A 22144-nucleotide genomic window follows, 5' to 3' on the forward strand; every position below is an offset into this window, starting at 1 on the left:
TTATGTCAGCCGGTCAGCCTGGGCCTTCTGCATAATGGCCCAACTGTTTATCATGGCCGGCTGTCACGTCTGGCCTCCCGTCGCCGGGAGGCTGTTGGCCAGGCGCTTATTTCCAGGAGTTGCTGCATGACCTTTTCTTTGGCCGCCAAACTGTCGGTGTTGTTGCTGTTTATCGGCAGCACGCTGTACGTGCACCTGCGCGGCAAGGCCCGTTTGCCGATGTTGCGCCAGTTCGTCAACCATTCGGCGCTGTTCGCCCCCTATAACGCCTTGATGTACCTGTTTTCGGCGGTGCCGTCCAAGCCGTACCTGGACCGCAGCAAGTTCCCGGAACTGGACGTGCTCAAGGACAACTGGGAAGTGATCCGCGAAGAGGCCATGCACCTGTTCGACGAGGGTTACATCCGCGCCGCCGAAAAGAACAACGACGCCGGTTTCGGTTCGTTCTTCAAGAAGGGCTGGAAGCGTTTCTACCTCAAGTGGTACGACAAACCCCTGCCATCGGCCGAGGCGCTGTGCCCGAAAACCGTGGCGCTGGTGAGCAGCATCCCCAACGTCAAGGGCGCGATGTTCGCGCTGTTGCCGGGCGGCAGCCACCTCAACCCGCACCGTGACCCGTTTGCCGGTTCCCTGCGGTATCACCTGGGCTTGTCCACGCCGAACTCCGACGACTGCCGCATCTTCGTCGACGGCCAGGTATACGCCTGGCGCGACGGTGACGACGTGATGTTCGATGAAACCTACGTGCACTGGGTGAAGAACGAAACCGACAAGACCCGCGTGATTCTGTTCTGCGACATCGAGCGTCCGCTGAGCAACCGCCTGATGACCCGTATCAATCGTTGGGTCAGCAAGCAATTGGGCCGCGCCACCGCACCGCAGAACCTGGATGACGAGCGCGTCGGCGGCATCAACCAGGCGTACGCCTGGAGCAAGACCTTCAGCGACAAGTTCAGCGGTGTGGTCAAGCAGTGGAAGCGCAAGCATCCGAAGGCTTACCGCATTGCGCGGCCGGTGCTGGCGGTAGTGGTGTTGGTACTGCTGTGGAAGTGGTTGTTCGGCTGATCTGAAGCGTTAAACGCGGTCAAAATGTGGGAGGGGGCTTGCTCCCGATAGCGGTGGATCAGTCATAGATGTTTTGACTGACATACCGCCATCGGGGGCAAGCCCCCTCCCACATTTGATCTCCTGTGTTCTTAAGAGGCAATCAACTGCCGCAGCACATAGTGCAGAATCCCCCCCGACTTGAAGTATTCCACTTCATTCAAGGTATCGATCCGGCACAGCACCTCGACCTTCTCGCTGCTGCCGTCCTCGCGGGTAATCACCAGCGTCAGGTTCATCCGCGGTACGATCTCTACCTCGGTCAGGCCGAGGATATCGATCTTCTCCTTGCCCGTAAGCTTCAGCGCCTTGCGGTTCTGATCCAGCTTGAACTGCAGCGGCAGCACGCCCATGCCCACCAGGTTGGAACGGTGAATCCGCTCGAAACTCTCGGCGATCACCGCCTTGACCCCCAACAGGTTGGTGCCCTTGGCGGCCCAGTCGCGGCTGGAGCCGGTGCCGTATTCCTGGCCGGCGATCACCACCAGCGGTGTGCCCGAAGCCTGGTACTTCATGGCCGCATCGTAGATCGGCATTTTCTCGCCGGTGGGGATGTACAACGTATTGCCGCCTTCCTCGCCGCCAAGCATTTCATTACGGATGCGGATATTGGCGAAGGTGCCGCGCATCATCACTTCATGGTTGCCCCGGCGTGAGCCGTAGGAGTTGAAGTCACGCGGCTCCACGCCTTGCTCGCGCAGGTAGCGGCCGGCGGGGCTGTCGGTCTTGATGTTGCCGGCGGGGGAAATGTGGTCGGTGGTCACCGAGTCCCCCAGCAACGCTAGTACGTGGGCGCCCTTGACGTCTTTGATTACCGGCAGAGGCCCGGCGATGTCGTCGAAGAATGGCGGGTGCTGGATGTAGGTGGAGTCTTTCTGCCACACATAGGTCGCGGCCTGTGGCACCTCAATGGCTTGCCACTGTTCGTCACCGGCAAACACCTCGGCGTACTCCTTGTGGAACATTCCGGTGCTGACCTGCGCAACGGCGTCGGCGATCTCCTGGCTGCTCGGCCAGATGTCCTTCAAATACACCGGATTACCCTGTTGATCGTTACCCAGCGGTTCGCTGCTGATATCGATGCGTACGGTCCCCGCCAAGGCGTAAGCCACCACCAGCGGCGGCGAGGCCAGCCAGTTGGTTTTCACCAGGGGGTGCACGCGGCCTTCGAAGTTGCGGTTGCCGGACAGCACCGAGGCTACGGCGAGGTCGGCCTTCTGGATGGCTTTTTCAATCGGCTCGGGCAACGGCCCGGAGTTGCCGATGCAGGTGGTGCAGCCATAGCCCACGAGGTCGAAGCCAATTTTATCCAGATACTGGGTGAGGCCCGCGGCCTTGTAGTAGTCGGTGACCACTTTGGAACCGGGCGCCAGGGAGGTTTTCACCCAGGGTTTGCGCGTGAGGCCTTTCTCCACGGCTTTTTTCGCCACCAGCCCGGCGGCCATCATCACGCTGGGGTTGGACGTGTTGGTGCAGGAGGTGATGGCGGCGATCACCACGGCGCCGTTTTTCAGGCGATAGGTCTGGCCTTCGTATTCATAGTCGGTTTCGCCCACCAGGTCGGCGTTGCCCACGGCCACACCGCCGCCGCCTTCACTTTCCAGGCGGCCTTCTTCCTTGGTGGTGGGTTTGAACTGCAGGTCGAGGAAGTCACTGAACGCCTGGCCGACGTTGGGCAGGGACACGCGGTCCTGTGGGCGTTTCGGCCCGGCGAGGCTGGCTTCGACGCTGCCCATGTCGAGGGCCAGGCTGTCGGTGAACACCGGCTCCTGGCCAGCGTGGCGCCACAGGCCCTGGGCCTTGGTGTAGGCCTCGACCAGCTTCACGGTGGCAGCCGGGCGACCGGAGAGGCGCAGGTAGTCCAGCGTCACTTCATCCACCGGGAAAAAGCCGCAGGTGGCGCCGTATTCCGGGGCCATGTTGGCGATGGTCGCGCGGTCCGCCAGGGGCAGGTCGGCCAGGCCGTCGCCGTAGAACTCGACGAATTTACCCACCACGCCTTTCTTGCGCAGCATCTGGGTGACGGTCAGCACCAGGTCGGTGGCGGTGATGCCTTCTTTCAATTTGCCGGTGAGCTTGAAGCCGATCACTTCCGGGATCAGCATCGACACCGGTTGGCCGAGCATCGCCGCTTCCGCTTCGATCCCGCCCACGCCCCAGCCGAGCACGCCGAGGCCGTTGATCATGGTGGTGTGGGAATCGGTGCCCACCAGGGTGTCGGGGAACGCGTAGGTGCGGCCGTCCTCGTCCTTGGTCCACACGGTGCGGCCCAGGTATTCGAGGTTGACCTGGTGGCAGATGCCGGTGCCCGGCGGTACCACGCTGAAGTTGTCGAAGGCGCTCTGGCCCCAGCGCAGGAAGGCGTAGCGTTCGCCGTTGCGCTGCATTTCGATGTCGACGTTCTGCCCAAAGGCGTCGGCGTTGCCGAACTTGTCGACCATCACCGAGTGGTCGATCACCAGGTCCACCGGCGAGAGCGGGTTGATGCGCTGCGGGTCGCCGCCGGCCTTGGCCACGGCGGCGCGCATGGCGGCCAGGTCGACCACGGCGGGTACGCCGGTAAAGTCCTGCATCAACACGCGGGCGGGGCGGTACTGGATCTCACGGTCGGACTGGCGTTCTTTGAGCCAGGCGGCAATGGCCTTGAGGTCGGCGCCGGTGACGGTCTTGTTGTCCTCCCAACGCAGCAGGTTCTCCAGCAGCACCTTGAGGGACATCGGCAGCTTATCCAGGTCACCCAGGCGCTTGGCGGCCTCGGGCAGGCTGAAATAGTGGTAGGTCTTGTCGTCGATTTCTAAAGTTTTAAGGGTACTCAGGCTATCAAGGGATGACATTACATGACTCCTTATGGTCCGCACGGCTACGGACCTGACGGGACGAACAGAGCTTTCAAACTAGCGCTGTTTTCAGTAGCTGGCTAATTACTGGACTCTATGGACAGAACCAAGGTTCCGAACTCGGCTATCATGCGCGCGTTTTCATGACAGGCATTGCGATAGCGCAACGTCAGTTGAGTCACCAGGAGAGTCGATGAACACCCTTTTTATGCACTGCCGCCCGGGGTTTGAGGGCGAAGTCTGTTCCGAGATCGCGGAACACGCCGCGCGCCTGAATGTTTCCGGCTACGCCAAGGCCAAGACCGGCAGCGCCTGCGCCGAATTTGTCTGCACCGAAGAAGACGGCGCCCAGCGCCTGATGCACGGCCAGCGCTTTGCCGAGCTGATCTTCCCGCGGCAGTGGGCGCGCGGGGTGTTTATCGACCTGCCGGAAACCGACCGTATCAGCGTGATCCTCGCCCACCTGCGTGAATTTCCGGTGTGCGGCAGCCTGTGGCTGGAGATGGTCGACACCAACGACGGCAAGGAACTCTCGAACTTCTGCAGGAAATTCGAAGTGCACCTGCGCAAAGCCTTGTTGAACGCCGGCAAGCTGGTGGACGACCCGAGCAAGCCGCGCCTGCTGCTGACCTTCAAAAGCGGCCGCGAAGTGTTCATGGGCCTGGCCGAGTCGAATAACTCGGCGATGTGGCCGATGGGCATCCCGCGGTTGAAATTCCCCCGAGACGCGCCAAGCCGCTCAACCCTGAAACTGGAAGAGGCCTGGCACCACTTTATCCCCCGCGACCAGTGGGACGAGCGCCTGCATGGCGACATGACCGGCGTCGATCTGGGGGCGGCCCCTGGCGGCTGGACCTGGCAACTGGTCAACCGTGGCATGCTGGTGACCGCCATCGACAACGGCCCCATGGCCGAAAGCCTGATGGACACCGGCCTGGTGCAGCACCTGATGGCCGACGGCTTTACCTTCGTGCCCAAGCAGCCGGTGGACTGGATGGTCTGCGACATCGTCGAAAAGCCGGCGCGCAACGCGGCATTGCTGGAGACCTGGATCGGCGAAGGGCATTGCCGCGAGGCGGTGGTGAACCTGAAGTTGCCGATGAAGCAGCGTTACGCCGAGGTCAAGCGCCTGCTGGAGCGTATCGAAGACGGCTTCAAGGCGCGCGGCATTCGGGTGGAGATCGGCTGCAAACAGCTGTATCACGACCGTGAAGAAGTGACCTGCCACCTGCGTCGGCTGGTGGATGTGAAGAAAACCAAGGCCCGCTAAACTGAGCGCCGGTTTCAGGAGTAGACAATGAGCGATATTTTCGACACCGCCGTGGATGGCACCCTCGACGCAACGGGCCTCAACTGCCCTGAGCCGGTGATGATGCTGCACCAGCACATCCGCGACCTGCCGCCCGGCGGCTTGCTCAAGGTGATCGCGACCGACCCGTCGACGCGCCGCGATATCCCCAAGTTCTGCGTGTTCCTTGATCATGAACTGGTGGATCAACAGGAGCAGGCCGGTACCTATCTGTACTGGATCCGCAAAAAACTCGACTAACACCGGTCCCTGTAGGAGCGAGCTTGCTCGCGAAGGGCGTTAACGATGATGCGCGTATCCTGAAGGAACGCGGCGCTCTCGGGTTTTTCGCGAGCAAGCTCGCTCCTACAGGGGGACGCGTTGTGCTTATGCCTTGTTGGCGCGAATGCGCCGGCGTGCACTGCGCGCCAGGCGCACCAGCAGCATCCCCGCCGCACAGCTCAAGCCCACGATCAGCCCTTGCCACAAACCGCTCGGGCCGCTGGGTTCGCCCAGCCAGTTGCTCAGCCCCAGGGCGTACCCCACCGGCAGCCCCACGCCCCAATAGGCAAACAGGGTCAGCACCATGGTGACACGGGTGTCCTGGTAGCCCCGCAGGGCGCCGGCGGCGGTGACCTGGATCGAGTCACTGAACTGGAACAGCGCTGAAAACACGATCAGCGTCGAGGCCAGGTGGATGACAATCGGGTCCGGGGTGTAGATCGCCGCAATCTGCTCGCGAAACACCAGCATCAGGCTGCACGACAGGCAGGCGTACGCCAGCGCCGTGCCCATGCCGACCCCGGCGGCGAAGCGTGCTCCACGCGCCTCGCCACGCCCCAGGGCCTGGCCGACGCGCACGGTGACGGCCATGCTCAGGGAATAAGGGATCATAAACACCAGTGAGCTGACGTTCAGCGCGATCTGGTGCCCCGACACAACCGTGGCGCCCAGGCTGCCGAGCAGCAGGGCGATGACGGCAAAGATGCTCGATTCGGCAAAGATCGCGATGCCGATCGGCAGGCCAATCCCCAGTACGCGCTTGATCACCGACCACTGCGGCCAGTCGAAGCGCTTGAACAGTTCGCTGCTCTGGTAGGCGGCCCCCCAGCGGGTCCAGGCGGCCATGCCGAGCATCATCACCCACATCGCAATGGCCGTGGCCCAGCCGCAGCCCACGCCGCCCATGGCCGGCACGCCCAGGTGGCCGTAGATGAAGATGTAGTTCAGCGGAATATTCAGCGCCAACCCGCACAGGCCCATGGCCATGCTGGGCAGGGTGCGGCCCAGGCCATCACTGAAACAGCGCAGCACGTAATAGAGGGCGATGGCCGGCATCCCGGCGGCGATGCCATGCAGGTAGCCCATGGTGGGGGCGATAAGGTCCGGCTCGACCTTCATGGCATGCAGGATCGGCTCGGCGCAGAGCAACAGCAGCGCGCCGATGATGCCGACCACCACCGCCAGCCACAGTGACTGACGCACCAACGGCCCGATTTCGCCGTAGTGGCCCGCACCGTAGCGCTGGGCGACTTTCGGCGTGGTGGCCAGCAGCGTACCGGTCATCAGCAGGTACACCGGAATCCAGATCGAGTTGCCCAGGCCCACCGCCGCCAAGTCCTGGGGGCTGACGCGCCCGGCCATCACCGCATCGACGAAGCTCATGGCCGTGGTTGCCAGTTGGCCGATCATGATCGGCAGCGCGAGCGTCAGCAGGCCACCCACTTCCCGGCTGATGCGGGCGGGGCGGGTGAGGGGGGCAGTGGCAGTGTTCACGTACGCAAGTCCAGTCAAGAGGGTGCAAGGCCGCGGATTCTACGCCTTGACGTAACGGTCAGGAAAAAACCTGTGTTAGGGATTTGTAAGCGACCTGCCAGCCCCCTCCCACATTGAAGATCGCATCCCTGTACACTGCTGATCCGCCAAAGGAGCCTGCCATGCTGATTGTTGCCGACGAAAATATCCCGCTGCTCGATGAGTTCTTCCAAGGATTTGGCGAGATTCGCCGAGTGTCCGGTCGTTCCATCGACCGCGCCACCGTCGAACAGGCCGATGTGCTGCTGGTGCGCTCGGTGACCAACGTCAACCGCGCCCTGCTGGACGGCACGCAGGTGCGTTTTGTCGGCACCTGCACCATCGGCACCGACCACCTCGACCTCGATTACTTCAAGCAGGCCGGTATCCAGTGGTCCAGCGCCCCCGGCTGCAATGCGCGTGGCGTGGTGGACTATGTGCTGGGCAGCCTGCAAACCCTGGCCGAGATCGAAGGCGCCGACCTCAACCAGCGTACCTACGGCGTCGTCGGCGCCGGTGAAGTGGGCGGGCGACTGATCGAAGTGCTCAAGGGCCTGGGCTGGAACGTACTGGTCTGCGATCCGCCGCGGCAGATCGCCGAAGACGGCGATTACGTCAGCCTCGAGCAGATCCTCGAGCAATGCGATGTGATCAGCCTGCACACGCCGTTGACCAAATCCGGCAATGGTTCCACCTGGCACCTGTTTGATCGCGATCGCCTCAACCGCCTCAAGCCCGGCACCTGGCTGATCAACGCCAGCCGTGGCCCGGTGGTGGACAACGCCGCCCTGCGCGATGTGCTGCTGGCGCGTGAAGACCTGCAAGCGGTGCTGGACGTGTGGGAAGGCGAGCCCGAAGTGGACGTCGACCTGGCCGACCTGTGTGTGCTGGCCACCCCGCATATCGCCGGCTACAGCCTGGACGGCAAACAGCGCGGTACGGCGCAGATCTATCAGGCGTTCTGCGCGCACCTGGGCCATGAGCCCAGCATTCAGCTGGGCGACTTGTTGCCGCAACCGTGGCTGGCCGAAGTGCACTTGAACGCGTCGACCGACCCCGCCTGGGCGCTCGCGACCTTGTGCCGCAGCGTGTACGACCCGCGCCGTGATGATGCGGATTTCCGTCGCAGCCTGGTGGGCAGCGTCGAAGAACAACGCAAGGCGTTCGACGTGCTGCGCAAGCATTATCCGGAGCGTCGTGAGATTGATGGCTTGAAGGTGCGCATTGTGAATGGGGAGTCGCCGGCGTTGGCGCGCATCGTGTCCGCATTGGGCGCGACAACCGTCTAGGCACTGAATAAAAAACCCGGCCACCGGGGCCGGGTTTGAAAGAGCGTGGGCCCTTCAGCCTTGCTGGGCAGGCTTGACCAGTCGCTGTTCCAGCTCGCGGCACGCTTGCTGGATCATCTCTTCGGTAATCTGCACTTCGCGGCCCTGGGCGTCGATCACGGAGCAAGGCAAGTGCTGCGGTTGGCGGATCACTTCAATCTTGGCATCGCTGCTGTTTTGCAAGGTCATGGCCTGTCTCCTCATCAGGTTGTGTACCTACTGTATAACCCCCGAGTGACCGCGCTGTTACAACTCCTTACGAGATCACCGGTTCGAACACCCAGTCCACCAGAAACCGCTGTGGATTTCCAGCCGGGCGTTAGACCGATAGCCTCTAGGGGCCAGCATCGGCGGGCATAATTAACCTGACTCATTGTTATTCGCGCAAGTTCCCCCCATGTAAGCAGGCAGGTACCAACCCTTTCCGATCAGGTGATGCCCTCCATGCTCTCAGTCCGTCAACGCCGTGCAATTCGCCTGGCCAGTCGTTTCATCGCGCCCTACCGCTGGCAGGCCCTCGGTGCCCTGGTCGCGCTGATCGTCACCGCCGGCATCACCTTGTCCATGGGGCAGGGTATTCGCCTGCTGGTGGACCAGGGCTTCATGACCCAATCGCCGCACCTGCTCAACCAGTCCATCGGCCTGTTCATGGTGTTGGTGCTGGGCTTGGCCGTGGGCACGTTTGCGCGGTTTTACCTGGTGTCGTGGATCGGCGAGCGGGTGGTGGCGGACATTCGCCGGCAGGTCTTCAACCACCTGATCTACCTGCACCCAGGTTTCTACGAGAACAACCGCAGCTCGGAAATCCAATCGCGGTTGACCACCGACACCACCTTGCTGCAATCGGTGATCGGCTCGTCGTTGTCGCTGTTCCTGCGCAATGCCTTGATGGTGATCGGCGGCATCGTGCTGTTGTTCATCACCAACCCCAAGCTCACCAGCATCGTGGTGGTGGCGCTGCCGCTGGTGCTGGCGCCGATCCTGATCTTTGGCCGTCGTGTACGCAGCCTGTCGCGCCTGAGCCAGGACCGTATTGCCGATGTGGGCAGCTACGTGTCCGAGACCCTTGGCCAGATCAAGACCGTGCAAGCCTATAACCACCAGGTCCAGGACGAGCAACGCTTTGCCGTGACCGTGGAAGAGGCGTTCACCACCGCACGCAAACGCATCGCCCAGCGCGCCTGGTTGATCACCCTGGTGATCATGCTGGTGCTGGGTGCGGTGGGCGTGATGCTGTGGGTCGGAGGGATGGATGTGATCAGCGGGCGCATTTCCGGCGGCGAGCTGGCTGCGTTCGTGTTCTACAGCCTGATCGTCGGCAGCGCCGTCGGTACCCTGAGCGAAGTCCTCGGTGAACTGCAACGTGCCGCCGGTGCAGCGGAGCGCATTGGTGAGCTGTTGCAGTCGAGCAACGAGATCCAGGCGCCGGCCACGGGCAGCGTGCAGTTGCCCGAGCGCGTCAGCGGGCGCATGGAGCTGCAGGACCTGCGCTTTTCCTACCCTTCACGACCGGACAGCTACGCCATCGACGGTCTGAACCTGAGCATCAACCCCGGCGAAACCCTGGCACTGGTGGGGCCGTCCGGCGCGGGCAAGTCGACGATTTTCGACCTGCTGCTGCGCTTCTACGATCCCCAGCAAGGCCGCATCCTGATTGAAGGCCAGGCGCTGACCGATCTCGACCCCCTGGACCTGCGTCGCCACTTCGCCCTGGTGTCCCAGAACCCGGCGCTGTTCTTCGGCAGCGTCGAAGAGAACATCCGCTACGGCAACCCCACCGCTACCCGCGAGCAAGTCGAAGCCGCTGCCCGCATCGCCCATGCCCACGATTTCATCCTGCAAATGCCCGACGGCTACCAGACCCACCTCGGCGACGGCGGTATGGGCCTCTCCGGCGGCCAGCGCCAACGCCTGGCGATTGCCCGTGCGTTGCTGGTGGACGCGCCGATCCTGCTATTGGACGAAGCCACCAGCGCCCTGGATGCCCAGAGTGAACACCTGATCCAGCAAGCGTTGCCGCAATTGATGCAAGGGCGTACCACGCTGGTTATCGCCCATCGACTGGCGACGGTGAAGAACGCTGACCGTATCGCGGTGATGGATCAGGGCAGGCTGGTGGCGGTGGGCACGCATCAGCAGTTGATTGCGAGCAATCCGTTATATGCGCGATTGGCGGCGTTGCAGTTCAGTGATGGGGCTGAGGAGAGCACCGAACACTGAGTTTCGGTGCCGATAAAAAATGCCCGCATCTCTCAATGCGGGCATTTTCATTTCTGCTTTAAACCTTATTGATCATCAAAGTAGCGCTCATGCCAATCCACCAATGGCTGTGGCGAATTGAGCTTCTGCCCGTAGATCACCGAATAAGACAGCACGTTCTGCACATACTGACGGGTTTCGTCGAACGGGATGCTTTCCACCCAGACGTCGAAGCTCAGGTGGTCGGCGCCACGTAGCCACTGGCGCACGCGGCCGGGACCGGCGTTGTAGGCGGCGGAGGCGAGGACACGGTTGCCGTTGAACTGACTGTGCACCTGGCTCAGGTAAGCCGCGCCGAGCTGGATGTTTTTGTCCGGGTCCAGCACCTGGGCGGGTGAGGCCAAGGGGATGCTGAACTTGCGCGCGGTGTCCTTGGCGGTGCCGGGCATCAGTTGCATCAGGCCGCTGGCGCCGACGCCGGAGCGCGCGTCGTCCATGAATGCGCTTTCCTGGCGGGTAATGGCGAATACCCAGCTGGAATGCAGGCCACGGACCTTGGCTTCGCGCACCAGGGTGTCGCGGTGGGCCATCGGGAAGCGGATGTCCAGGTCATCCCAGTACTGGGCCTGGCTGATGGTGCGGATCGCCGGGAAGTACCACTTCATGTCGTAGGCCAGCTTGGCCTGGGCGACCATTTCGTCACGGTTGAAGTGGCGGCTGACGTGGTACCACTCGCGACGACCATCCACGATCTGGCCCCGGGCGTAGAACTCAAGGGCACGGCGCACGCCCGGGGTGTTACGCACTTTGTTGACCAGCGCCTGGCTCATCAGCAGCGGCTTGTTCTTCAACTGGTACGGCGCCTTGGAGCGATCGGCGGCCAGGAAGCCATAGAAGTCCCGTTCCTGCGCGAGATTCTTGTACAGCACCAGGGCTTGCGGGTTTTTCGGCTCGGCCAGTTCCAGGCTGCGGGCCTGCCAGTAGCGCCAGCGGTTGGTGGTGGCCAAATCCTGCGGGAGTTTGCGCGTCAGTTGGTAGGCATCTTCCCAGCGGGCTAGGCGCAACAGCAGGCGCAGGCGCCATTCGGACACCGTGTTGTCGCGCAACTCGGGGTCGTACTTGGTCATCACCTCAAGCGCCCGCGGGTCGAAGCGCTTGGCCAGGGTCAGGCCGATTTCACGGGCGATTGCCACTTTTTCGTCACGGGAGAAGTGCATGCTGCTGGCGTAACCGTCGAGCAGCGCCATGGCCTTGTCCGGATCCTGGCGTGCCAGGCGGCGCAGGCCCAGGCCGACGGCGTCAGACATCGCCTCGGTGGCCGGCAGGAAGCGCGACGGGTCGCCGAGCATGTCGGGCTTCTGTGCTACGTCCACCATCAGGCGGCCCTGGGCGCCCAGGGTCGGCAGGGTTTTTACCAGGCTGTTGGCCAGCGGGTAATTGCGTGCTTCGGCGGCGAGTTTGGCGCGGTCCCAGATTTTTTGTTCGGTGAGTTGGCCGTCCGCGGCCCACTGGCCGAAGGTGGCATCACAGGCGGCCGGCTGGGATTTGCCGGTCATCCAGAGTTTTTCGGTGGTTTTGTAGCCTTCAGCCTTCAAGTTGTGGGTCAGTTGGAACTGGCCGTGCAGGCAGTCCAGTTCGACGAAATTAAGCTTGGGGTCGTAGTACTTTTCAAAGGTCTGCCAGTCGCCACGCTCGGCCAACCAGCGCAACCAACGCAGTTTCATCCAGTTGGCCTGGGGCAGGTCGCCGTTTTTGGCGAGGAATTGTTCGATTTCCTCGTTGCTGGCGGTCTTCAACCGGGCGGTCAGTTCGTCGTAGGCCAGGTAGGGCGTCAGGGGGTAGTCGGCCAGGGCCTGGCTGTATTGCATGTAGGGGCCGGTATCGCCCTTGGCCAGGGCGCGTTTGGCTTCATCGTAATATTGACGTTGGGTGGTGAGGTCCACGGCCTGGGCGGATTGAACGGCGGTGGCGGAAAGAAGCAGACAAGATAAAAAGTTGAAAAGGCGACTGCGCATGAGACGTCCGTGCAGAGAAATCACGACTAGCACCGGCACCGCCGACACTGATTGCCCCTAGCTTAGCCTTTTGCCAGCGGCCGGCGAAAGCTTTGCCAGGTGGTTCGTTCAAGTTCTCCGGAAATGTCCTACAGAACGTGTCGGTAGCGAAAATGCTGGCCGCATCCCACCCTCAAGTCAGGTAGAATGCGCGCCCAGTTTTTGGAGAAGCGTATGACCCTGCTCAAATTCAGCGATGTGTCCCTTGCTTTCGGCGCTATGCCGTTGTTGGACAAGGTGTCCTGGCAGATCGCCCGTGGTGAGCGGGTGTGCATCATCGGCCGCAACGGCACCGGCAAGTCCAGCATGATGAAGCTGGTAAAGGGCGACCAGAAGCCCGATGACGGCTCTGTCTGGCGTGCCCCAGGCCTCAAGATTGGCGAATTGCCGCAGGAATTGCCGGTGGCCGACGGACGGACCGTGTTCGACGTGGTTGCCGAAGGCCTGGACGGTGTCGGTGAGTTGCTTGCGCAATACCATCACCTGGCCCAGAACTGCGTCACCGAAGCCGACCTGGACAAGCTGATGCACGTTCAGCAAGACCTCGAAGCCCGTGACGGCTGGCGCCTGCAGCAACTGGTCGACAGCACCCTGAGCCGCCTGCAGCTGCCGGCCGACAAGACCCTCGCCGAGTTGTCCGGCGGCTGGCGTCGTCGTGTGCTGCTGGCCCAGGCCCTGGTGTCCGAGCCGGACCTGCTGCTGCTCGACGAGCCAACCAACCACCTGGACATCGGCGCCATCGCCTGGCTGGAAGAAGCCCTCAAGGATTTCCAGGGCGCCGTGCTGTTCATCACGCATGACCGTTCCTTCCTGCAAAACCTCGCCACGCGGATCCTCGAGCTGGACCGTGGTGGCCTGATCGACTGGAACGGCGATTACGCCAGCTTCCTGGTGCACAAAGAGGCGACGCTGGCTGCCGAAGAAACCGCCAACGCCCTGTTCGACAAGAAACTGGCCCAGGAAGAAGTCTGGATCCGCCAGGGCATCAAGGCGCGCCGCACCCGTAACGAAGGCCGCGTGCGTGCCCTCAAGGCCCTGCGCGTTGAGCGCAGCGAACGTCGCGAGCGCACCGGCAAGGCCAATATCCAGCTGGATACCGCCGATAAGTCGGGCAAGCAGGTCATGGTGCTGGAGAACGTCAGCTTCCATCACCCGGATGGTCCGTTCCTGATCAAGGACTTCTCTATGGTCCTGCAGCGCGGCGACCGTATCGGCCTGTTGGGTGCCAACGGTACCGGCAAGACCACCTTGCTCAAACTGATGCTCAATGGTCTGCAACCGACCAGCGGCACGGTGGAAGAGGGCACGCGCATCGACGTGGCCTACTTCGACCAGTTGCGCCATCAGTTGGACCTGGAAAAGACTGTGATCGACAACGTCGCCGAAGGCCGCGACTTTATCGATATCGACGGCCAGAGCCGCCACGTACTCAGCTACCTGGGCGATTTCCTGTTCAGCCCGCAGCGTGCGCGTACGCCAGTGAAGGCCTTGTCCGGTGGCGAGCGTGCGCGCCTGCTGCTGGCCAAGCTGTTCAGCAAGCCGGCCAACCTGCTGGTGCTCGACGAACCGACCAACGACCTCGACGTGGAAACCCTCGAGCTGCTGGAAGAGGTCCTGCTGACCTTCAACGGCACTGTGCTGATGGTCAGCCACGACCGGGCATTCCTCGACAACGTGGTCACCAGCACCCTGGTCTTCGAAGGTGAAGGCAAGGTGCGCGAATACGTCGGTGGTTACCAGGACTGGCTGCGTCAGGGCGGCTCGCCGCGCCTGTTGGGCGTGACCGAGAGCAAGTCCGGCAAGGCCGACCTGGCCTCCGCTGTGGTGGCTCCGGTGGAAGCGGCTGCACCGGCCCAGGAAGCGGCGCCGGCGACCAAGAAGAAACTCAGCTACAAGCTGCAGCGTGAGCTGGAAGCCTTGCCGGGTGATATCGACGCCAAGGAACAGCAGATCGCCGCGGTAGAGGCGGAAATGGCTGACGCGGGTTTCTATCTGCGTCCGGCAGCGGAAACCGCCAAGGTCATCGCCTCTCTGGAGACGTTGAACCAGGAGCTGGAAGTGCTGGTCGAGCGTTGGGCCGAGCTGGATGCCTGAGTGATCTACGCGCAATAAAAAAGCCCGGCGCCCTAATTGGGCGCCGGGCTTTTTCATATGAAATGCGGTTCAAATGTGGCCTTAAGAGGTTTTTACCAGCCTGACGGCCAATACATCGCACGGCGCACCGTGCAGCACATCATTGGCAGTAGAACCCAGCAGCAACGCCAAACCATGACGGCCATGACTGCCGACCACGATCAGGTCGCAATGCTGCTCCTTGGCCAAGTGGTGGATTTCCTGGCGCGGTTGGCCGTAGGTGAGGTGGGAGTTTTCCTTGGTCACTTCGGGGTATTTGACGATCAGGCGGTCAAGGCGCTCCTTGGCCTGGTCGAACTGTTGTTGCTGCAGTTGGGAAAGGTCCATGGGCACGTCGCCGCCAAAGGCCATGGCCATGGGCTCGACGATATGCACCAGTGACAGTTTTGCGCCACTGGCAACGGCAAACGCTCGGGCGCGCTTGATCACTGGATCGCACTCTTCGGTCAGGTCTACGGCGACCAGAATATGTTCGTAGGACATGGGGCGTTCCTCCAGGGGACTGCAATAGATTCAGTATGGCTGCTTTCAAGCGGATAGGGTTGCGTCAGGTCAAATCCGCTCATCAGAAAAATCGGGAGTACACATATGACGGTCTGGATAGTGGTGTCAATCCTTGTCGTGGTTCTGAGCCCCCTGGCATGGCTGCGCCCATCGCGCCATCAGAGCGGGCGCATGGCCTTGCGCATGGAGGCGCGCCGCATCGGCCTGGCCATGCAACTGGCGCCCCAGGAGTGGCCGCACTGGCTCAAGCAAGAGCCGCCGAGCCCGTGTGCGCAGTACTGCCGACCCCGGCGCGGCAGTATGCCGGCCGTTTGGAGCTACTGGCAGCTGGAGCCGGGCGTGTGGGTCAATCAGTGGCGCGAAGAGTGTGTGGACGAGAAGTTGTTGCCGCATTTTGCAACGCTGCCGGCGAATGTCTACAAGGTCGAGGCGGACAAGCAAATGATCGCCCTTTACTGGGGCGAGAAGGGCGAGGCGAGCGACCTGCTGGCTATTGATACATTGCTCAAGGCCCTGGCCTGACACCTGTTGGTCAAACCCCAGGCAATAAAAAGCCCGAAAGCATCATCGGGCTGGAGTTGGCCAGGCAGGCCGGTAAATCCGGGTTTCCCGCGTCGGATGTTCATCCAGGCGCCTTACGGTTGTCGCTAGCCTAGCGGCATATCCCGTTCTGTACAGCGGTTTTCCCTATCTTTTTCATTATTGATTTCGTGAATAGTTGAATATTGACGAATCGCGGGCCTGGCCCCGGGGTTCTGAAATGACTGGAAAGTCGCGTTTTTCCTAGCCTTTCGAGCGATTGACAATTGCTCGGAATTGGATGAAGGTGGCGTACCCAAATCAAACGGGCGTATGAATTGAGCGTTTGTCTGTCAGACCGCTCATACAGAACCCCGACTATCGCATTGGCGGGTGTGCCTGGCGGATTGGCCTGAGCATTGACGAAATTATCAATGTCCAAGCATAGGCCAGCGTCCAATGTGTACTGTTCAGCTTCCATATCGTGGAGATCAGTTGATGATTTACGAAGGTAAAGCCATCACGGTTAAGGCTCTTGAAAGTGGCATCGTCGAACTGAAGTTCGACCTCAAGGGTGAGTCCGTCAACAAGTTCAACCGTCTAACCCTGAACGAACTGCGTCAGGCCGTAGACACCATCAAGGCTGATGCATCGATCAAAGGCGTGATCGTCTCCAGCGGCAAGGACGTGTTTATCGTCGGCGCTGACATCACCGAATTCGTCGACAACTTCAAGCTGCCCGATGCCGAGCTGGTGGCTGGCAACCTCGAAGCCAACAAGATTTTCAGCGATTTCGAAGACCTCAACGTACCCACCGTTGCCGCGATCAATGGCATCGCGCTGGGCGGCGGCCTGGAAATGTGCCTGGCGGCGGACTTCCGCGTCATGTCCGCCACTGCCAAGATCGGCCTGCCTGAAGTCAAGCTGGGCATCTACCCAGGCTTCGGCGGCACCGTGCGCCTGCCGCGCATCATTGGTGCCGACAACGCCATCGAGTGGATTGCCGCCGGCAAGGAAAACCGTGCCGAAGACGCACTGAAAGTCGGTGCCGTCGACGCCGTGGTGGCTCCGGACAAGCTGGCTGAAGCCGCGTTGAACCTGATCAAGGGCGCTATCAGCGGCGAATTTGACTACAAGGCCAAGCGTCAGCCGAAGCTGGAAAAACTCAAGCTCAACGCCATCGAACAAATGATGTCGTTCGAAACCGCCAAGGGCTTCGTGGCTGGCCAGGCCGGCCCGAACTACCCGGCACCGGTTGAAGCGATCAAGACCATCCAGAAGGCCGCGAACTTCGGTCGCGACAAAGCCCTGGAAGTGGAAGCAGCAGGCTTCGTCAAACTGGCCAAGACCTCGGCGGCCCAGAGCCTGATTGGCCTGTTCCTGAACGACCAGGAACTGAAGAAAAAGGCCAAGGCCTACGACGAAATCGCCAAAGACGTGAAACAGGCTGCCGTCCTCGGTGCCGGTATCATGGGTGGCGGTATCGCCTATCAGTCGGCGTCCAAAGGCACGCCGATCCTGATGAAGGACATCAACGAGCACGGGATCGAACAGGGCCTGGCCGAAGCCGCCAAGCTGCTGGTCGGCCGCGTTGATAAAGGTCGTATGACCGCGGCGAAGATGGCTGAGGTGCTTAACGGCATTCGTCCTACGCTGTCCTACGGCGATTTCGGCCATGTCGACCTGGTGGTCGAAGCGGTTGTCGAGAATCCGAAGGTCAAGCAGGCGGTACTGGCTGAAGTTGAAGGCCACGTCAAAGACGACACCATCCTGGCCTCGAATACCTCGACCATTTCCATTTCGCTGCTGGCCAAGGCCCTCAAGCGTCCGGAAAACTTCGTCGGCATGCACTTCTTCAACCCGGTGCACATGATGCCGCTGGTGGAAGTGATCCGTGGCGAGAAGTCCAGCGAGCTGGCGATTGCCACCACCGTTGCCTACGCCAAGAAAATGGGCAAGAACCCGATCGTGGTCAACGACTGCCCGGGCTTCCTGGTCAACCGCGTGCTGTTCCCGTACTTCGGCGGTTTCGCCAAGCTGGTGAGTGCCGGTGTGGACTTCGTGCGCATCGACAAGGTCATGGAAAAATTCGGCTGGCCTATGGGCCCGGCGTACCTGATGGACGTGGTCGGCATCGACACCGGCCACCACGGTCGTGATGTGATGGCTGAAGGCTTCCCGGACCGAATGAAAGACGACCGCCGCTCGGCGATCGACGCGCTCTACGAGGCCAAGCGCCTGGGCCAGAAGAACGGCAAGGGTTTCTACGCCTACGAGGCGGACAAGAAGGGCAAGCAGAAGAAAGTGGCCGACCCGTCGGTGCACGAAGTGCTGGCTCCGGTCATCTACGAACAGCGTGAGGTGTCGGATGAGGACATCATCAACTGGATGATGATCGCCCTGTGCCTGGAAACCGTGCGTTGCCTGGAAGACGGCATCGTTGAAACCGCCGCCGAGGCCGATATGGGCCTGGTGTACGGTATTGGTTTCCCTCCATTCCGTGGTGGTGCACTGCGTTACATCGACTCGATCGGTGTGGCCGAGTTCGTTGCCCTGGCTGATCAATACGCTGATCTGGGCCCGCTGTACCACCCGACCGCGAAGCTGCGTGAGATGGCCAAGAACGGCCAGCGCTTCTTCGGTTAAGTGCCCAGACGACTAGAGCGAGAATATTTATGAGCTTGAATCCAAGAGACGTCGTGATTGTCGACTTCGGTCGTACGCCGATGGGCCGCTCCAAGGGCGGCATGCACCGCAACACCCGCGCTGAAGACATGTCGGCGCACCTGATCAGCAAGCTGCTGGAACGTAACGTCAAGGTCGACCCGAACGAAGTCGAAGACGTGATCTGGGGCTGCGTCAACCAGACCCTGGAGCAGGGCTGGAACATCGCGCGCATGGCGTCGTTGATGACGCAGATCCCGCACACGGCAGCCGGCCAGACCGTCAGCCGCCTGTGTGGCTCGTCCATGAGTGCGCTGCACACCGCCGCCCAGGCGATCATGACCGGCAACGGTGATGTGTTCGTGGTTGGTGGCGTGGAGCACATGGGCCACGTCAGCATGATGCACGGCGTCGATCCCAACCCGCACATGTCGCTGTACGCGGCAAAAGCCTCGGGCATGATGGGCCTGACCGCGGAAATGCTCGGCAAGATGCACGGCATTACCCGTGAAGCCCAGGACGCGTTCGGCGTGCGTTCCCACCAGCTCGCCCACAAGGCGACCGTGGAAGGCAAGTTCAAGGATGAAATCATCCCGATGAACGGCTACGACGAGAACGGTTTCCTCAAGCTGTTCGACTACGACGAAACCATTCGTCCGGATACCACCCTGGAAAGCCTGGCGGCCCTCAAGCCTGCCTTCAATCCAAAGGGCGGCACCGTGACGGCGGGTACTTCGTCGCAAATCACCGACGGCGCCTCGTGCATGATCGTGATGTCGGCGCAGCGTGCCCAGGATCTCGGCATCCAGCCGCTGGCGGTGATTCGTTCGATGGCGGTGGCGGGTGTGGACCCGGCAATCATGGGCTATGGTCCAGTACCGGCGACACAAAAAGCCTTGAAGCGCGCGGGCCTGACCATCTCCGATATCGACTTCTTCGAGCTCAACGAAGCTTTCGCTGCACAGGCCCTGCCGGTGCTGAAAGATTTGAAAGTGCTCGACAAGATGAACGAGAAGGTTAACCTGCACGGCGGTGCGATTGCCCTGGGCCACCCATTCGGTTGCTCCGGTGCGCGTATTTCCGGCACTTTGCTTAACGTGATGAAGCAAAATGGCGGTAACCTTGGGGTTGCAACCATGTGCATTGGTCTCGGCCAAGGCATCTCCACCGTCTTCGAACGCGTCTAAGCGTTGAGTCGACGGAAGCCGGGGCCCAGTGCCCCGGTTTTTGTTTTTTGGAATTTTTAATATTTTTTTTCAACAAATTTTGTAAGGGGGCCAGAGCATGAAAGTCGAACCAGGGCTCTACCAACATTATAAAGGTCCGCAGTACCGCGTTTTCAGCGTGGCACGGCATTCCGAGACCGAAGAAGAAGTGGTGTTCTACCAAGCACTGTATGGCGATTACGGCTTTTGGGTACGCCCCTTGAGCATGTTCCTGGAGACCGTCGAAGTTGACGGCGAGCAGGTCCCGCGCTTTGCTTTGGTCCAGGTCGAACCCAGTCTTTTTTCAGGGCAATAACGGCAGGTCGCGCAGAATGCTGCGCTTGACCTCACCTTGTTGCCACTATATATAGCGTTGCCGCGTCAGGCGCCAACTGCCTTTCACTTCTCGAATTCAGGAATTTTCCGATCCATGGGCAAATCGCTGGTCATTGTGGAATCCCCGGCTAAGGCCAAGACCATCAACAAGTACTTGGGCAACGAGTACGTGGTGAAGTCGAGTATCGGCCATATCCGAGACCTGCCCACCAGCGGTTCGGCTAGCGCCAGCAAGGAGCCTGCCGCCAAGCGCGGCAAGGCGGCCGCGGGCGAAGGTCCGGTGCTCACGCCTAAAGAGAAAGCGCGCAAGCAGCTGGTCTCGCGCATGGGTGTGGACCCGGATCATGGCTGGAAGGCCAAGTACGAAATCCTTCCGGGCAAGGAAAAGGTCATCGAAGAGCTGCGCCGGCTCGCCAAGGATGCCGACACCATCTATCTCGCAACGGACTTGGACCGCGAAGGGGAAGCCATTGCCTGGCACCTGCGGGAAGCCATCGGCGGTGATGACAGCCGCTACAAGCGTGTGGTGTTCAACGAAATCACCAAGAAAGCCATCCAGGAAGCCTTCTCCAAGCCGGGCGAGCTGGACATCGATCGCGTCAACGCCCAGCAGGCCCGTCGTTTCCTCGACCGCGTCGTGGGCTACATGGTCTCGCCGCTGCTGTGGGCCAAGATCGCCCGTGGCCTGTCCGCCGGTCGTGTGCAATCGGTAGCGGTCAAGCTGGTGGTGGAGCGCGAACGTGAGATCCGTGCGTTCAACCCCGAGGAATACTGGGAAGTCCACGCCGATCTCGGCACCGCCAAGGGCGCCAACGTGCGCTTCGAAGTGGCCCGTGAGAAAGGCGAGGTGTTCAAGCCGCTGAACGAAGCCCAGGCCATGGCCGCGCTGGAAAAGCTCAAGGCCTCCAGCTACAGCATCGTCAAGCGTGAAGACAAACCGACCAGCAGCAAGCCGTCGGCGCCGTTCATCACCTCCACCCTGCAACAGGCCGCAAGTAACCGCCTGGGCTTCGGGGTGAAGAAAACCATGATGATGGCCCAGCGTCTGTACGAAGCCGGCTACATCACTTATATGCGTACCGACTCCACCAACCTGTCGCAAGACGCGGTGGCGATGGCGCGTACCTATATTGAAAGCGAATTCGGCAAGAAGTACCTGCCGGAGAAGCCGAACGTCTACAGCAGCAAAGAAGGCGCCCAGGAGGCGCACGAAGCGATTCGTCCTTCCGATGCCAACACCGAGCCAAGCAAGCTGAGTGGCATGGAACGCGACGCTGAGCGCCTCTACGAGCTGATCTGGCGCCAGTTCCTGGCTTGCCAGATGCTGCCGGCGCAATACCTGTCCACTACCGTCAGTGTCGGCGCCGGGGACTTCGAGCTGCGCGCCAAGGGCCGTATCCTCAAGTTCGACGGCTACACCCGGGTGATGCCGCAGATCGCCAAGCCTGGCGATGACGATGTGCTGCCGGACATGGCTCAGGGCGACACGTTGAAGCTGATCAAGCTCGACCCGTCCCAGCACTTCACCAAGCCGCCGGCGCGTTATTCGGAAGCCAGCCTGGTGAAAGAGATGGAGAAGCGCGGTATCGGTCGTCCGTCGACCTACGCGGCGATCATCTCCACCATCCAGGACCGTGGCTATGTCGCGCTGCACAACCGTCGTTTCTATTCGGAAAAGATGGGCGATATCGTTACCGAGCGCCTGTCCGAGAGCTTCTCCAACCTGATGGACTACGGCTTTACCGCCGGTATGGAAGAGAACCTCGATGACGTGGCCCAGGGCGAGCGCGACTGGAAAAACGTGCTCGACGAGTTCTACGGCGACTTCAAGAAAAAACTTGAAGTGGCCGAAAGCCCTGAGAGCGGCATGCGTGCCAACCAGCCGGTGATGACCGACATTCCGTGCCTGACCTGTGGCCGTCCGATGCAGATTCGTACCGCATCCACCGGCGTGTTCCTCGGTTGCTCGGGCTACAGCCTGCCGCCGAAAGAACGCTGCAAGGCCACCGTCAACCTGGTGCCGGGCGATGAAATCGCCGCCGACGACGAGGGTGAATCCGAATCGCTGGTACTGCGTGGCAAGCACCGCTGCCCGATCTGCAGCACAGCAATGGACGCTTACCTGCTGGACGAGAAGCACAAGCTGCACATCTGCGGTAACAACCCGGATTGCGACGGC

Annotated in this window: 16 protein-coding genes; 11 read left to right on the top strand and 5 right to left on the bottom strand. The window is 61.4% G+C overall.

Annotation, left to right across the window (positions count from 1 at the left end; all coding sequences use genetic code 11):
• Positions 1-126: 126 nt before the first annotated feature.
• Positions 127-1065: an aspartyl/asparaginyl beta-hydroxylase domain-containing protein gene (locus BB029_RS09065; RefSeq protein ID WP_065938940.1), complete on the top strand. Its 939-nt coding sequence runs from the start codon at positions 127-129 to the stop codon at positions 1063-1065.
• Positions 1066-1196: 131 nt separating this feature from the next.
• On the opposite strand, the gene acnA is transcribed toward BB029_RS09065, so the two are convergent.
• On the bottom strand, positions 1197-3938 hold the full coding sequence (gene acnA, locus BB029_RS09070; protein WP_065938941.1) for an aconitate hydratase AcnA: 2742 nt from the start codon (positions 3936-3938) through the stop codon (positions 1197-1199).
• Between the two features lie 196 nt (positions 3939-4134).
• Between acnA and rlmM the strand changes: the two genes are divergently transcribed.
• Positions 4135-5211 carry a 23S rRNA (cytidine(2498)-2'-O)-methyltransferase RlmM gene (rlmM, locus tag BB029_RS09075; protein WP_065938942.1) on the top strand — a complete coding sequence of 359 codons (1077 nt, stop codon included), beginning with the start codon at positions 4135-4137 and terminating at the stop codon, positions 5209-5211.
• A gap of 27 nt (positions 5212-5238) precedes the next feature.
• On the top strand, positions 5239-5490 hold the full coding sequence (gene tusA / locus BB029_RS09080; protein ID WP_065928166.1) for a sulfurtransferase TusA: 252 nt from the start codon (positions 5239-5241) through the stop codon (positions 5488-5490).
• A gap of 126 nt (positions 5491-5616) precedes the next feature.
• Here tusA and BB029_RS09085 read toward each other — a convergent pair whose 3' ends face one another.
• Positions 5617-7005 carry an MATE family efflux transporter gene (locus BB029_RS09085; protein WP_065938943.1) on the bottom strand — a complete coding sequence of 463 codons (1389 nt, stop codon included), beginning with the start codon at positions 7003-7005 and terminating at the stop codon, positions 5617-5619.
• Between the two features lie 161 nt (positions 7006-7166).
• Between BB029_RS09085 and pdxB the strand changes: the two genes are divergently transcribed.
• Positions 7167-8312: a 4-phosphoerythronate dehydrogenase PdxB gene (pdxB, locus tag BB029_RS09090; protein WP_065938944.1), complete on the top strand. Its 1146-nt coding sequence runs from the start codon at positions 7167-7169 to the stop codon at positions 8310-8312.
• Positions 8313-8366: 54 nt separating this feature from the next.
• On the opposite strand, the gene BB029_RS33175 is transcribed toward pdxB, so the two are convergent.
• The gene (locus BB029_RS33175; protein ID WP_027604248.1) at positions 8367-8540 is read right to left on the bottom strand and encodes a PA1571 family protein; all 174 of its coding nucleotides are present in this window, start codon (positions 8538-8540) and stop codon (positions 8367-8369) included.
• Positions 8541-8786: 246 nt separating this feature from the next.
• On the opposite strand from BB029_RS33175, the gene BB029_RS09095 reads away from it, so the two are divergent.
• A complete protein-coding gene (locus tag BB029_RS09095) occupies positions 8787-10571 on the top strand; it encodes an ABC transporter transmembrane domain-containing protein (RefSeq protein WP_168166800.1) in 1785 nt (594 codons plus the stop codon).
• Between the two features lie 65 nt (positions 10572-10636).
• Here the strand turns inward: BB029_RS09095 and BB029_RS09100 are convergent, their stop codons facing one another.
• Positions 10637-12565 (bottom strand): transglycosylase SLT domain-containing protein, encoded by a 1929-nt coding sequence (locus BB029_RS09100; protein ID WP_065938946.1) that lies wholly within the window; start codon positions 12563-12565, stop codon positions 10637-10639.
• Positions 12566-12778: 213 nt separating this feature from the next.
• On the opposite strand from BB029_RS09100, the gene BB029_RS09105 reads away from it, so the two are divergent.
• Positions 12779-14698 (top strand): ATP-binding cassette domain-containing protein, encoded by a 1920-nt coding sequence (locus BB029_RS09105; RefSeq protein ID WP_065938947.1) that lies wholly within the window; start codon positions 12779-12781, stop codon positions 14696-14698.
• Positions 14699-14779: 81 nt separating this feature from the next.
• Here the strand turns inward: BB029_RS09105 and BB029_RS09110 are convergent, their stop codons facing one another.
• The gene (locus BB029_RS09110) at positions 14780-15220 is read right to left on the bottom strand and encodes a universal stress protein (RefSeq protein WP_027604244.1); all 441 of its coding nucleotides are present in this window, start codon (positions 15218-15220) and stop codon (positions 14780-14782) included.
• A gap of 105 nt (positions 15221-15325) precedes the next feature.
• On the opposite strand from BB029_RS09110, the gene BB029_RS09115 reads away from it, so the two are divergent.
• The 5 genes from BB029_RS09115 to topA all read left to right on the top strand — a co-directional run.
• A complete protein-coding gene (locus BB029_RS09115; RefSeq protein WP_065938948.1) occupies positions 15326-15763 on the top strand; it encodes a hypothetical protein in 438 nt (145 codons plus the stop codon).
• Positions 15764-16258: 495 nt separating this feature from the next.
• Positions 16259-18406 (top strand): fatty acid oxidation complex subunit alpha FadB, encoded by a 2148-nt coding sequence (gene fadB, locus BB029_RS09120; RefSeq protein WP_065938949.1) that lies wholly within the window; start codon positions 16259-16261, stop codon positions 18404-18406.
• 29 nt (positions 18407-18435) lie between these two features.
• Complete coding sequence (gene fadA, locus BB029_RS09125; protein WP_026136849.1) at positions 18436-19611, top strand: acetyl-CoA C-acyltransferase FadA; 1176 nt, start codon at positions 18436-18438, stop codon at positions 19609-19611.
• Positions 19612-19708: 97 nt separating this feature from the next.
• Positions 19709-19945 carry a DUF1653 domain-containing protein gene (locus tag BB029_RS09130; RefSeq protein WP_027604241.1) on the top strand — a complete coding sequence of 79 codons (237 nt, stop codon included), beginning with the start codon at positions 19709-19711 and terminating at the stop codon, positions 19943-19945.
• A 114-nt stretch (positions 19946-20059) separates the two neighbouring features.
• Positions 20060-22144: type I DNA topoisomerase (gene topA, locus BB029_RS09135; RefSeq protein WP_065938950.1), on the top strand; the 2085-nt coding region annotated here is incomplete at its 3' end.

It is taken from the genome of Pseudomonas sp. S3E12 (assembly GCF_001702295.1).
In the GTDB taxonomy this organism is placed as follows: domain Bacteria; phylum Pseudomonadota; class Gammaproteobacteria; order Pseudomonadales; family Pseudomonadaceae; genus Aquipseudomonas; species Aquipseudomonas marginalis.